This window comes from Paenibacillus sp. GCM10027629, assembly GCF_042676425.1.
In the GTDB taxonomy this organism is placed as follows: Bacteria; Bacillota; Bacilli; order Paenibacillales; family Paenibacillaceae; genus Paenibacillus_K; species Paenibacillus_K terrigena.
Map to the genome: position 1 here is coordinate 468,024 of NZ_JBHTGZ010000012.1, position 13,544 is coordinate 481,567.

Below are 13,544 nucleotides of genomic sequence, written 5' to 3' on the forward strand. Positions count from 1 at the left end.
GTGTTATCCTTGGTCTTTCGTAATTAAGCTTGCTGGTGCGTACAATTCTGTACCTTCAACCGCTTTGCCTTGGAATACGAGATCAAGCTGTTGCGCTACGATTTCTGCCATTCCAGGGAAGTTCTGTTTGACGGTTGCGATCAATGGTGAACCCTTCTTGATCATTTCTACCGCTTGACTGTTGCCGTCGATTCCGATAACGACGATATCTTTACGTCCAGATGCTTCGATCGCTTGTGCTGCACCAATTGCTGGCTCATCCCATCCTGTCCATACTGCTGTGATCGAACCTGGCTCTTTATTCGCGAGCAATAAGCTCTCCATTTGTTTACGTGCGCTCTCGATTGGCCCAGGAACTTCAACTTGCATTTCCGTTACTTTCTTCACATCTGCGTTCTCGCTTAACATTTGATCAAGGAAAAGCGTACGTTTCAGAACACCTGGATGCGCACGGTACGTTAAAGCAACCAAATTTCCTTTTTTGCCGATTGTATCGAATAAGTGCGTTGTAATCATTTTCGACATTTCCGTATTGTCGCTTGTCGCGTTCATCGTCATGCCATCAATATATCCAGCGTCACAGCCCATAACCGGGATATTCTTCTCTTTCGCCGATTGAATTTGTGCTTTCAATTGGTTCGGGTCCGTACTTACGATGATAATCGCATCCGTTTTGCTCGCGATGACATCCTCCATGCGGCTAGCTAATTGACCTACATCGCCCTTCGTATCGATGACATTGGCTTTCCAGCCATGATCAGCGGCTTGCTTCTTCAGCGCCTCGACCATCTCGTTCGTCGTTACGGATGATAAGAATGGCGTCATGATGGACACGTTCTTCTCGCCATCCTTGCTTGAATTACCGCCGCCTGAGCACGCTGCTAGACTAATGATAAAAATGATAGATAATAACACGGATACTGCCTTTTTCATTATTATTCCCCCTAGTCATTTCTTTCTCTTGATACGGTTCTATGTAACGGGATGAGCGTGATGCCACTCTAACACAGCCTTGGCCGTAGCCATATCCGTGACGAGTACATTGACCCATTTCCCTCGCAAGACAGAACATATGGCTGGGACTTTATCCATACCACTCGCGGTTGCGATCACATTCGGTATTCGCCGTAATGTCTCCGCACTCATGCCGATCATTCGCTGTTCAGATGGATATGAAATCACATGACCCTGCTCGTCTAAAAACGAAGTACAGATGCCGCCGACCGCGCCCATAGACTTGATCTCATTCATTTCTTTCGTGCCAAAATACCCAAACTTCACAACAGATGCTTCGTCGGTCACTTGACTGATGCCTACGACAGCCACATTTACCTGATCCCACATGTCCACGACCTTCGATATCTCCGGCTCATTTACAATCGTATCGCGCACATCCTTGGACCCTACAACCGCGGGTGCATTGAGCTGCAGATACTTTGCCTTCAACTTCTCTCCAATGACGCGTGCATTCGAATTCGCATGCCATGTTGCGCCTTCAGCGCCCCAGCCTCCGATCAACGGAACGATCTGCATATGCTTGCGGCTGAAATAATTCAGTTCTTTGCTGAGCTCAGAGACTGTTCTCCCTGCCATAATCCCTACGGTGTCATAGTCTTTAAGTACGGATTCAAGCAGTGCGGCGCCCGCTCTTGCAAGCTTCAAATCGATCAAATGCTGTTCTTCTTCTGGCATCTGAATAATAATCACATCATGGATTCCGAAGGTTTCGGCAATCACCCTCTCATACACCTGTTCCTCAGAGTACGGGTTGCGAATCGAAATCTGTACGATTCCTTGCGCTTTCGCAGCACTTAACATGCGACTGATCTGCGGTCTGGAAATTCCGAGTCTCTCCGCAATTTCTTGTTGATTGAGGCCATCCATGTAGTACAAATGGCTCACTTTGACGAGTAACCTCGTTCTTTCTTCTGCGATATCAGTCATGCTGAAAATTCCCCTTTCTGGCACAAATGTTCAAAAATGAAATATTGTTCGTATTTAATCTTAAAGCCATTTCATATATTTGACAAGGGATTTATTGGTTTTCATTAGACAAAATCATACAAATTTCGTGTAAATGCCTCAAAAATCGATTTTTACAGTTCAAGACAAAAAGCCCTAATCCAAATGAAATTTGGACTAGAGCTTGAGATACAACGTTCAGTTAACGAAATGCGGCTAATGACTCAGATAATGCCTTCGTTTGATCATATACTTGCTGGTAAAATCGATAGAGTTGATCGTATTTTGCAACATTTTCCGGGTTCGGCTGATATCTCTGGGCAGGTCTTAAGAACTCATTCGCGCAGGCTTCCAGCGATTCGAACCAACCGCAGCCGTGAGCTGCAAGCATAGCCGCACCCATCCCTGGCCCTTGCTCGCTCGTAAGACGCACAATTTCTGCATTGAACACATCCGCTTGAATCTGCAGCCAGGTCTCATTCTTGGCACCGCCGCCAATCGAGATCATCATCGGAATATGCTTCCCTGCATCACGCAGAATATCAAGCGACTCCCGTAGTGAAAAAGTAATGCCTTCGATCACAGCCCGCGTGAAATGCTCTTGTGTATGTGAGGCGTCCATGCCGATGAACGAGCCACGAATATTCGCATCCGGATGCGGCGTACGCTCACCCACTAGATACGGCGTGAATAGCAGCCCCTTCGCACCAACATCTGTGGATGCTAGACCGCTCAGCATATCCGGGAATGACTGTGTCTTGCAGAAAGTATCATGGAACCACTGCAAAGAATAGCCAGCTGCAAGTGTAACGCCCATGGCGTAATATGCATCCTGCTGCGCATGGTTGAAGAAGTGGACTTTGCCTGCGACAGGAAGTGCCTTATTCTCCTCATAGGACAAGATCACCCCGGACGTACCGATTGAACACATCGCCTTGCCATCCGATAGAATTCCTGCTCCAATCGCGCCACAAGCATTATCTGCACCGCCAGCGAACACTTTGGTATGCACAGATAATCCCGTCGACGCTGCAAAATCCGCCGTTACATACCCTACAAAGGCATGGGATTCGACGAGTGGTGGACACAGCCGTTCCTCCACACCCACTGCGCTGCATATCGCTGAACTCCAGCGTTTATTAGCTACGTCCAAGAGCAGCGTCCCTGCCGCATCGGAATATTCTTGAGCAATGTGACCCGTCATACGATATCGAACATAGTCTTTGGGCAAAAGGAATACATCCGCCTGCGCATAAATTTCCGGTTCATGCTCCTTCACCCACAGCAGCTTCGGAAGCGTGAAGCCTTCGAGCGCCGCATTACGGGCTGTATCCAACAGCATTGGCCCCAACCGATCCTCAATCTGCCGACATTGCGGTGTCGTACGTGTATCATTCCAGAGAATCGCATTGCGCAGCACTTGGTGGCTTGCATCCAGCAAGACAAGGCCGTGCATTTGGCCTGAGAAGGATATCCCGTCGATGTCCTCTGCCTTCACGCTCCCCATGGCAAGCAACTGCTTCATGACGTCCATTGTACCTGTTACCCAATCTTCTGGCCGCTGCTCGCTATAACCGGATTGTTCATGGAATAAGGGGTAACTCGCACTCGCTTCATGAACGACATGCCCGTTTCGATCAACCAACAGTGCCTTAACGGCGCTTGTACCTAGGTCAACCCCGATTACATATTTCATTGCCATCTCTCCTATGGTCTGCTTCTTACTCCGACAACAAATATTCGTTCACGATCGCCTTGATTTGCTCTTGACGACCTGAAGCGTTTTGAATCGGATGATTCTGTAATGCATAAGCTTCGAGCGATTTCAACGTTGCCGTACCAGCTGCAATCTCTGCGCCAATCCCTTCTCGGAAAGAGCCGTAACGCTTCTCTACAACATCCTCAAGCACACGGTCTTCGATCAATTGGGCAGCTACCTTCAATCCCTTCGCATAGGCATCCATCCCCGCAATATGCGCGAAGAACAAGTCTTCTTGATCGAAGGATGCGCGGCGAACCTTGGCATCGAAATTGACGCCGCCACGACCAATGCCGCCGTTTTTCAAAACTTCGTACATCGTCAACGTCGTCTGTGTCAAATCTTGCGGGAACTCATCCGTATCCCAACCGAGGAGCATATCCCCTTGGTTCGCATCAAGAGATCCCAGCATGCCGTTAATACTCGCAACACGAATCTCATGTTCAAACGTATGTCCTGCTAGTGTTGCATGGTTCGCTTCCAGATTCAATTTGAAATGATCTTGTAAGCCATACGTGCGTAGGAAGTTCATCGTCGTCGCAGCGTCAAAATCATATTGATGCTTCGTCGGCTCCTTCGGCTTCGGCTCGATCAAGAATTGCGCGTCAAAACCAATTTCCTTCGCATAATCAATAGCCATTCGGTATAGATGCGCTAGGTTATCCAGTTCCAGCTTCATATCTGTATTGAGCAGCGTCTCATAACCTTCACGTCCGCCCCAGAATACATAATTTTCCGCACCGAGTTCTTTGCCTATTTCAAGACTTTTCTTAACTTGTGCCGCTGCATAGGCGTATACATCTGCATTCGATGTCGTCCCTGCACCATGTACGAACCGCGGATTCGTGAACATGTTCTGCGTGTTCCACAGTAATTTGACGCCCGTGTCCTTCATGAACTGCTTCATCATCTCTACAATAACATCTAGATTCTTATTCGTCTCTTGCAGCGTTGCACCTTCCGGCGCGATATCGCGATCATGAAATGCGAAGAACGGCACGCCAAGCTTCGTAATGAATTCGAAAGAAGCCTCTGCGCGAGCTTTGGCGAGATCAAGTCCGGTGTAACGATCCCAGTTCCGCACCATCGTCCCTGCACCGAACGGATCCGTCCCGTTAGCTGTGAATGTATGCCAATAAGCTACAGCGAAGCGCAAGTGCTCCTCCATCGTTTTGCCTGCGACAACTTCCTTCGGATTGTAATGTTTAAATGCTAGCGGGTTCTTCGAGCCTCTACCTTCATATGCAATCGGGGAAATACCTTCGAAATAAGTCATCAATGATTACCTCCAAATGGTGAATTATCTTGCTTATGGGTTCAGTATACATTCATGAACTTAGTTTGTCTATTGGTTAAACTAAGTTATTATTGTTTTGATAATCGCTGAAAATATGTCATTTATTTCAAGAAATTTCTTCATTATGCTGATATAATGACAACAACGATAATTTATCGGTTATACGAATGAACGTACAAGCAGGAGGTTTCATGAAGACAACAGGTGATCAATTTCTCGTCAAAAAAATCAATAAATCCATTGTTCTTGATACGATTCGGGAGCACTCCCCCATTTCGCGTGCAGCCGTGTCCAAAATGACCGGATTAAATAAAGGAACCGTCTCCTCTCTCGTACAGGAGTTAATCGACAATGGTCTTATTCTCGAGATCGGTACAGGTAAATCAAGCGGGGGCCGCAAACCCGTCATGCTGCTATTCCATGAGACAGCTGGCTATGCGATTGGTGTTGAGCTGGGTGTTTCGAGTATTCGTACGTTATTAACGAATTTGAATGGCGAGATGATCGAAGAAGATCAACGTCCACTTGATACGACGGATCGCGGTCAGGTCATTGAAGGGTTATTCTCAGCTATACAAGCGATGATCGATCGTGCACCTTCATCCCGTTATGGCATTGTCGGCATTGGCATCGGCGTGCCTGGCATCGTGGATGAGAAGGGGCAAATTCTATTCGCACCAAACCTTGATTGGGAGCATGTCGATCTGCATACGCTCGTATCCGATCAGTTCAGGCTTCCTGTTACCATTGATAATGAAGCCAATGCGGGTGCAGTAGGAGAACTGCAATACGGCGCTGGCCGCTCTGCATCGAACATCGTCTATATTTCCGTTAGTGAAGGGATTGGTACGGGCATCATGATTGGCGGAGAGCTCTTCCGCGGTGCTGCAGGCTTGTCTGGTGAAATGGGACATATGACGATTGAGGCGAACGGGCGCAAATGCCGCTGCGGGAATAAAGGCTGCTGGGAGCTGTATGCATCTGCTAGCGCCCATCCGAATTTTGACTTTAAGACTTTGCTGCGATTGGCTTCTGATGGCGATGCGGATGGCATCCGTGGATTCTATGAAATCGGTGAATATCTCGGGATTGGCATCAGTACGATTATCAACACCTTCAATCCAGAGCTCATCATCATTGGAAACCAAATATCCCGAGCGGAACGCTACATCACGAGCGCGATTCAACAGACGGTGGCATCACGTTCCTTATCCTATCACCGCAAACATACGACGATCCGATTCGCGCAGCTCGAGACCCGCTCCACGCTGCTTGGCGCAGCGTATTATGCGATCTCTGGCTTTTTCTCGAAGGATCGTGCGACATTGGTGTAGTTTGAAAACCAGAGATTACTCCGCCGCGATGACTTGGATATCGATAAGACTATCTTGACTATACTCGGCCCCCTTGGTGTGCCTGCCTTTGAACGTCATGCTAACATTCATCTGAGAGTGCGGCTCCAATTGGAGTTCAAATGGATCGAAAGTTACATCGCGCCATTCCAAATCCTGCGGGATCGGAACAACCTTCATTCGCGTTGCTCGCCCATAATTGTAAATCTTGTAATCTTGGGATCGAATTATCAATTCGCCCGCTTCATTGCGCTCGATATAGGCACGTGGATCCTTCGGCGCGACCTGAATGGAACCTGTGCCCTTCGCGTTGTAATGGATGAGGTACATCGTATTCTCCGTCACCCAAGGTATCACAGCAAACAATAGGATGACGCCAATCAAGAGCCGACTAACAATCTTCGGATAGATGGGACGGTAACCGTTGACGACACCCATGAAGCTGATTACCAACATTATGAGGCCGATAATATTCGGGATATGTAATCCTTGCGTCCCTTCGGACCACGGCGACAATCCGATCGCTCGAAACGCGACTTCACCAAGCGATTGATTCAGATGACTTCGCGCGAGCCAGATGAGTGAAATCATAAGCAGGAGCAAAAAGACATGCCGCTTCTTCATCTTTGTCCCTCCTAGTGCGGAATGCAGGGAGAATCTCCCTATGTATAGCATAGCTCATATTTACAGATAATCCCATAACAATCTGCTCGTGGCAACCGCTGATCCGACATGCCTATGGCTAACGAACCCAGTAATCGCTATTTGTCCCAAAATGGGCATTTTGAAATTCTAACGAATCGGTGACACGCTATTCCTTACATTTGAGCCTGTTTTCGCTCATTTTGAGCACAATAGCGTGTCTGGGATTCGTTAGCTCGATAAACGATCCAATTTGAGGCGAATAAGCTCTTTACGATTCGTTACACGCCAAATCCCCTTGTGCTCTTTGGCAAGGGGATTTGTTAACTTCACAAAGCGAGCTACCAAAGTGAGAGGGGTATCTCTTGGAGGAGTTTACGTTCGATCTTTGGGAGCCATTTCCCTCCTTCTATCTAATCCAAGGAAATGGCGGACAAGTATCGACCGGAAAGAGATACCCCTTCACTTCTACTCCGCTCGCCTCCCTTCCCTTGCGCTCTTTGGCAAGGGGATTTGTTAGCTTCACAAAGGCGAGCTACCAAAGTGAGAGGGGTATCTCTTGGAGGAGTTTACGTTCGATCTTTGGGAGCCATTTCCTTCCTTCTATCTAATCCAAGGAAATGGCGGACAAGAATCGACCGGAAAGAGATACCCCTTCACTCCCACTCTGCTCGCCTCACTCTCCACTTAACGCACTAAATCCCCTTGCCAACAAGCACAAGGGGATTTCCACTAATTGAGTTCTGGCCGCTTCCCCGTTACGAGGAACACGACACTCTCGCCAATATTCGTGGCGTGATCCGCGATCCGCTCGATGTAACGTCCAACGAACGTTAAGAGCATCGCTTGGGATACCGTCTTCGGATCTTCCACCATCAGCGTGAACAACTCACGCACGATTTGGCTATAGAGCTGATCCACAACGTCATCGTCTTTGGACATTTTGTAAGCCAGATCCACGTTCTCTTCCATATAAGCACGAATCGATTCAAAGATCATCTGCTGTACCGTCTCACCCATCCGTGGAATATCGATCAATGGCTTGACGAGCGTCTGCCCTTCAAGACGAACGACAACTTTCGCAATATCTACGGAGAGATCCGCCATACGCTCCAAATCGCTAGAGATTTTGAAAGCCACGAGAATGCGGCGCAAATCTTTAGCCACCGGCTGCTGTGTGAGAATCAACTTGGAGCCCACATCCAGGATGCGTTCCTCCATGTGGTTGATCTCTGAATCGCGGGCGATAAGAGCTCGCGCATGATTTACATCCAAGCGCTGCAGCGATTCGATAGACTCTTTCAGCATTTGTTCCGTTTCGTTACCCATCGCTTCTAACAGCTTCGTCAGTTCATTGAGCCCTGAATCAAATTCTTTTCTAGGCATTGCCGTCTCCTCCTGCACATTGATTTCGGATTAACCGAAACGTCCTGTAATATAGTCCTCGGTACGTTGGTCCGTTGGATTCGAGAATAATTGCTCCGTCTGCGAGAACTCGACGACTTCCCCGTTCAAGAAGAACACGGTCTGATCCGAGACACGCGCGGCCTGATGCATGTTGTGTGTAACCATAACAATGGTATAGCGATCTTTCAGCTCTTGTACCAACTCTTCAATCTTCAGTGTCGAGATTGGGTCAAGGGCAGAAGTCGCCTCATCCATCAAGAGAATATCTGGATTGACAGCTAGTGCACGCGCAATACATAGACGTTGCTGTTGACCGCCTGAGAGACTAAACGCGGAACGCTTCAAGTAGTCTTTAACTTCATCCCACAGAACCGCCTGGCGCAAGCTTTGCTCTACAATCTCATCAAGCTTCTGTTTACTCCGAATGCCGTGCAATCTCGGGCCGTATGCAATATTGTCGTAGATCGATTTAGGAAAAGGATTCGGCTGCTGGAACACCATGCCGACTTTCTTGCGAAGAGTCTCCACATCCACCTCATTGCTATAAATGTCCGTACCGGTAATTTCTACGCTGCCTACGATTTTCGTGCCAGCAATCATGTCATTCATACGGTTTAACGTACGCAACAAGGTTGATTTACCACACCCGGATGGTCCGATAAACGCCGTGACCGCCTTTTCTGGAATCGTAAGAGATACATCTTTGAGCGCGTGGTACGTGCCATAATATAAATTCAATTTTTTAATATCGATCAACGTATTCATACGTTATTTCTCTCCTTTAATTACAGCTGGAATCGAGCGTCGAGCTTGTTGAAATAGTACATTACAAATTTTTAGAGTATTTGTTTCTGAGTAGGATCGCCGCGAAGTTCATAATGAGCAGCAAGCCAAGTAAGAGAATGATCCCTGCGGCTGCAAGTTCATGGAAAGCTTCCTGCGGTCTCGAAATCCAGTTAAAAATCTGAATCGGCATAACAGTGAATGAGTCCATAATGCCATTTGGCAAAAATGCCACGAACGTCAGTGCACCGATCATAACAAGCGGAGCTGTCTCACCAATCGCACGAGATAATGCGAGAATGACACCCGTCATAATCCCTGGCATCGCGGATGGCAGTACTGAACCGGATACTGTCTGCCACCGTGTTGCGCCAAGTGCGAAGGATGCATCACGGCGTTGTCTTGGCACCGCGCGCAGCGCTTCTTGCGCAGATACGATAATAATTGGAAGGATCAAGAGTGTCATCGTCAATGCACCCGATAACAAGCTCCGTTCCAAGTGCATACCACGTACGAAAATCGTAAGTCCTAAGATCCCGTAGACGATGGAAGGCACGCCTGCCAATGTACTTATATTTAATTGAATAAGACGTGTAAGCCAATTCTTATTCGCATATTCTTCCAAGTAAATGGCCGCTCCGACACCTAGAATGAAAGAAATTGGCGTCATGATCAGCACCATATAGATGGAGCCTACGATGGCGGATTTCAGTCCAGCCTTCGAAGCCATCCGTGACGGATAGTTCGTGAACAAGTCCGGGGACAATCTCGATAACCCATCCATCATAATGTTCACGAGGAGCGCCATTAGCGCTAGGATTCCAACTGCGGTCGCTGCGATAAAGAGTATGTGCAGAATCCAATCGATTTTACGTCTACGGCTAATCTGTTCTCTGTTGGCATCTTGTAAAATACTCATCTGCTTAGTACTCCTCCCTGAACCGTCTCGCGACCCATAGGGCTAGAATGTTCAATAAGAATGTAATGACGAACAACGCCATCCCTACCGCATAAATCGTTCCATATTCGATAGACCCGTGCGGGATATCCCCAAGGCTTACCTGTACAATATATCCTGTCATCGTCTGAATGCTCTCTAGCGGATTGAATGTCATCTTCGGTGTTGCACCTGCTGCGACAGCAACGATCATCGTCTCTCCAATGGCTCGAGAGAACGCGAGAACGGCGGAGGATACAATACCGGAGAACGCCGCCGGGACGACGACCTTCAGCGCCACTTCAAATCTGGTTGCGCCAAGCGCATATGCACCGTGACGTAAACTGCGCGGTACAGCCTGCATCGCATCTTCACTTAAGGAAGATACCATCGGAATGATCATGATCCCGACAACAATACCGGCACTCAGTGCATTAAACACCCCCGTGTCCGGGAAAATCATACGAATCAATGGCGTTACAAATGTCAGTGCGAAATATCCATAAACAATCGTTGGAACGCCTGCCAACACTTCCAATACCGGCTTCACAATTTTCCGCACTCTCGTCGGTGCATATTCACTCAGATAAATTGCACAAGCTAGACCTACGGGAATTGCGAATAGACATGCAATGATCGTAATCATCATCGTACCGCTGAGCAGCGGGAGAATTCCGAATGATTTCGGCGCGATGAGCGGACTCCAGTTCGTTCCGAAGATGAAATCGAAGATCGGGATTTTACGGAAAAAATCAACGGTCTCGGATAACAACGTGTAGACGATCCCGATTGTAGTTACAATCGAGACCGCTGCACATAAGAACAGGAATAGGGGCATCGCACGATCTAGGATGTACGTCTTCTTATTTTTGAAGGAGATGCTGGTAATGCCTGGGCGTTCCTTCGCTTGGTTCATGGTGTATGCCTCTTTTCTATATCGTTCTACTTGTTAAGCGCTGCAATTTGCTCATCGTATTTCTCTTGCGGAAGAGCGATGAATCCGACTTCTTGAGCGAAGTTAGCTACATTTTTCAAATAGTATTCTGTGAAAGCTTTTACTTCTGGTTTCTCAAGAGCTTTCGTGTTCAGGTATACATACAATGGACGGGATAGCGGCGCGTAAGAATTATCTTTAATCGTCTCTGCCGATGGTGATACAACTGCTGTTCCATTATCGATAGGAACTAATTTCAACTTATCTTGGTTCTCTTCGTAGAAGGAGAATCCAAAGTAGCCAATGGACGTTTTGTCGCCTTCAACACCAGACACAATCGAGTTCGTATCTGCTGCAAATGTGATTTGCTTGTCATTGCGGCTTTCTTGCGCTTTACCATTGATTACTTCTGTGAAGTAGTCGAATGTTCCATGCTCAGAGCCTGGCGAGTAGATCTTGATTGGCTCTGCCGGCCATCCTGCGCGTACATCTGCCCAAGTTTTCGCTGTAGCTTCTGGACCATAGATTTTTTTCAATTCATCAAGTGTTAATTTATCCACCCAAGTGTTCTCTTTGTTCACGACAACAGATAGACCATCGTAAGCTACTTCTAATTCTTTATAATCGATGCCCGCTGCTTTTGCTTCTTCAGCTTCTTTGTCTTTGATTGGACGGGATGCATTGCTCATCGCAATTTCACCTTTGATAAAACGTTTGAATCCGCCGCCTGTTCCAGCTGTACCAACCGATACGCGAACGCCTGCATTTTCTTTACCGAATTCCTCTGCTGCTGCTTCTGTTAATGGGAAAACTGTACTTGAACCGTCAATTTCAATCGTACCGGATAATGCTGCTCCAGTGCCTGTATCCGTTGTGCCTGTTCCCGCTTCTTCTTTCTTACCTCCGCCGCATGCTGCAAGTGCAACGGCAACGATCAACAACATGACTAACATCATGTAACTTTTTTTATTTTTGTGTAGCAATTCTACCACTCCTCTAGTTGATTGATTAACTTCTATAGCTGTATCATAAGATTCGAATGTTAAGGCTATTGATAGAGTTTGTTAACGGATTGTAAATTTTGATTTTTTATTAAGATTTCGTGAACGACGGGTGCTAGCTTGTCTTCTGCAACTGCTCAACGATCTGAGAGAGCGAACTCGTCACTTCGGATGTCTTCTTATCTGCAATGACCGATTGATGGCGAATATCCGACGCTTGCAGGCGATTCTCTTCTGCGGCATGAGACAACCGTTCGAATAGGTCCTTCGCCCCAGTAACGAGCATGGCGCTATTGGCCGTCTCTTCCCGTCCGCTCTGGACATCACGCACCGTGCTCGTTACCGCTTGCGCGATCTGCTCGATCATTTCCGTAATCGCAAGTGCCGAACGCTTCGTCTCGTCTGCTAACTTCCGAACCTCCGCTGCAACAACAGAGAAGCCTTTCCCATGTTCTCCGGCTCTCGCCGCTTCTATCGCAGCATTGACGGCCAACAGATTACTCATCTCTGCAATTTCACGGATAAAATGTGAAATCTCTGATACCGAGCTTGTCTTCTTCTGCAATTCATCAATCTGTCTCTCTTGCCTTTCCGCCTGCAAGGCAAAATTATTGAAGAGTAGCGAGACTTTATCAAGTTCACTCTTACCTTGAAGCGTCAACTGCGCCATTTCCTCGGATTGCCTCATCCCTTGATCCGCTGCACTTGCTACTTCCTCAACCGAAGCATGAATCTGCTCCATTCTCTCCTCCATACTATGAGCAATCCCAAGCTGATCTTGGATCGATTGCTGCTGCTGCATCCGTGCGATGTGGAGCAATACCCCCACCGTCAAAACCCCTATGAATTGTCCCTGGTTCGTCACGATAACGCAGTCGTACATATGTTTTTCCTCACGATTTAACGCCATATCAATCATCTCTTGCGGCCTTATATGTATATCCACGATCAACGGGTTGGGGTCCATGATCTGCGTGATCGGTTTCTCATAATACAGATCTGCACCGTATTTTTTCCCTAGAAAACGGAAGAAGCGATCTTTCATCACAAGCCCCACAGGTTCATGGGTGATCTCATGACATACGACAAGGCATTCGCTATCAATTCCGCGATGTATCATCTGGACGACTTCACGACATGGTTGATTCGGCGAGATTACGCTAGGTACAGTAATAAATTTGTGAATCATTAGTGCTTTTGACATCGCTGTTCCTCGCATTCTTTGCTTTTGCTAATCAATTTACCATCCAACTATTAAATCAAGAGCTGCACTTTGTACTAAAAGTGTAAAATTTGGGCAAATTACGACCGAAGCTTATTTCGAATTTGAACAGAGGTGCACAGGTGACACAGCACAAATCAACCAATACCATACACAAACAAGAACAACGTCTCATCAAACTCTGTCTCGTCGTGGCGATCATTATGCTGCTCGCTTTAACACGGATGTTGATGAAATGGTTCTTATAA

13 protein-coding genes are annotated in these 13,544 nt (G+C 47.3%); 2 read left to right on the forward strand and 11 right to left on the reverse strand.

The genetic code is table 11. The features are described 5' to 3' along the window. Positions 1–3: 3 nt before the first annotated feature. The 4 genes from ACFQZR_RS22725 to xylA all read right to left on the reverse strand — a co-directional run bounded on the left by ACFQZR_RS22725 (position 4) and on the right by xylA (position 4,997). A complete protein-coding gene (locus ACFQZR_RS22725) occupies positions 4–933 on the reverse strand; it encodes a sugar ABC transporter substrate-binding protein (RefSeq protein ID WP_379350164.1) in 930 nt (309 codons plus the stop codon). Positions 934–972: 39 nt separating this feature from the next. Next, complete coding sequence (locus ACFQZR_RS22730; RefSeq protein ID WP_379350166.1) at positions 973–1,944, reverse strand: sugar-binding transcriptional regulator; 972 nt, start codon at positions 1,942–1,944, stop codon at positions 973–975. A 220-nt stretch (positions 1,945–2,164) separates the two neighbouring features. Beyond that, positions 2,165–3,658 carry a xylulokinase gene (gene xylB / locus ACFQZR_RS22735; protein ID WP_379350168.1) on the reverse strand — a complete coding sequence of 498 codons (1,494 nt, stop codon included), beginning with the start codon at positions 3,656–3,658 and terminating at the stop codon, positions 2,165–2,167. Between the two features lie 25 nt (positions 3,659–3,683). Next, a complete protein-coding gene (xylA, locus tag ACFQZR_RS22740; RefSeq protein WP_379350170.1) occupies positions 3,684–4,997 on the reverse strand; it encodes a xylose isomerase in 1,314 nt (437 codons plus the stop codon). Positions 4,998–5,209: 212 nt separating this feature from the next. Here xylA and ACFQZR_RS22745 point away from each other — a divergent pair, with 212 nt between their 5' ends. Further along, positions 5,210–6,352, forward strand: coding sequence for an ROK family protein (locus ACFQZR_RS22745; protein ID WP_379350172.1), 1,143 nt, complete (start codon positions 5,210–5,212; stop codon positions 6,350–6,352). A gap of 15 nt (positions 6,353–6,367) precedes the next feature. Here ACFQZR_RS22745 and ACFQZR_RS22750 read toward each other — a convergent pair whose 3' ends face one another. The 7 genes from ACFQZR_RS22750 to ACFQZR_RS22780 all read right to left on the reverse strand — a co-directional run bounded on the left by ACFQZR_RS22750 (position 6,368) and on the right by ACFQZR_RS22780 (position 13,278). Continuing rightward, positions 6,368–6,994, reverse strand: coding sequence for a hypothetical protein (locus ACFQZR_RS22750; protein ID WP_379350174.1), 627 nt, complete (start codon positions 6,992–6,994; stop codon positions 6,368–6,370). A gap of 750 nt (positions 6,995–7,744) precedes the next feature. Further along, positions 7,745–8,398, reverse strand: a complete 654-nt coding sequence (phoU, locus tag ACFQZR_RS22755; RefSeq protein WP_379350176.1) for a phosphate signaling complex protein PhoU — start codon at positions 8,396–8,398, stop codon at positions 7,745–7,747. A 30-nt stretch (positions 8,399–8,428) separates the two neighbouring features. After that, positions 8,429–9,184 (reverse strand): phosphate ABC transporter ATP-binding protein PstB, encoded by a 756-nt coding sequence (gene pstB, locus ACFQZR_RS22760; protein ID WP_379350178.1) that lies wholly within the window; start codon positions 9,182–9,184, stop codon positions 8,429–8,431. Between the two features lie 61 nt (positions 9,185–9,245). Further along, positions 9,246–10,121 (reverse strand): phosphate ABC transporter permease PstA, encoded by an 876-nt coding sequence (gene pstA / locus ACFQZR_RS22765; protein WP_379350181.1) that lies wholly within the window; start codon positions 10,119–10,121, stop codon positions 9,246–9,248. A 4-nt stretch (positions 10,122–10,125) separates the two neighbouring features. Next, positions 10,126–11,055 (reverse strand): phosphate ABC transporter permease subunit PstC, encoded by a 930-nt coding sequence (gene pstC / locus ACFQZR_RS22770; protein WP_379350183.1) that lies wholly within the window; start codon positions 11,053–11,055, stop codon positions 10,126–10,128. A gap of 26 nt (positions 11,056–11,081) precedes the next feature. Beyond that, positions 11,082–12,029, reverse strand: coding sequence for a PstS family phosphate ABC transporter substrate-binding protein (locus ACFQZR_RS22775; protein ID WP_379350185.1), 948 nt, complete (start codon positions 12,027–12,029; stop codon positions 11,082–11,084). Positions 12,030–12,189: 160 nt separating this feature from the next. Next, positions 12,190–13,278, reverse strand: a complete 1,089-nt coding sequence (locus ACFQZR_RS22780) for a methyl-accepting chemotaxis protein (protein ID WP_379350187.1) — start codon at positions 13,276–13,278, stop codon at positions 12,190–12,192. Positions 13,279–13,418: 140 nt separating this feature from the next. Between ACFQZR_RS22780 and ACFQZR_RS22785 the strand changes: the two genes are divergently transcribed. Then, positions 13,419–13,544 (forward strand): hypothetical protein, encoded by a 126-nt coding sequence (locus tag ACFQZR_RS22785; protein ID WP_379350189.1) that lies wholly within the window; start codon positions 13,419–13,421, stop codon positions 13,542–13,544.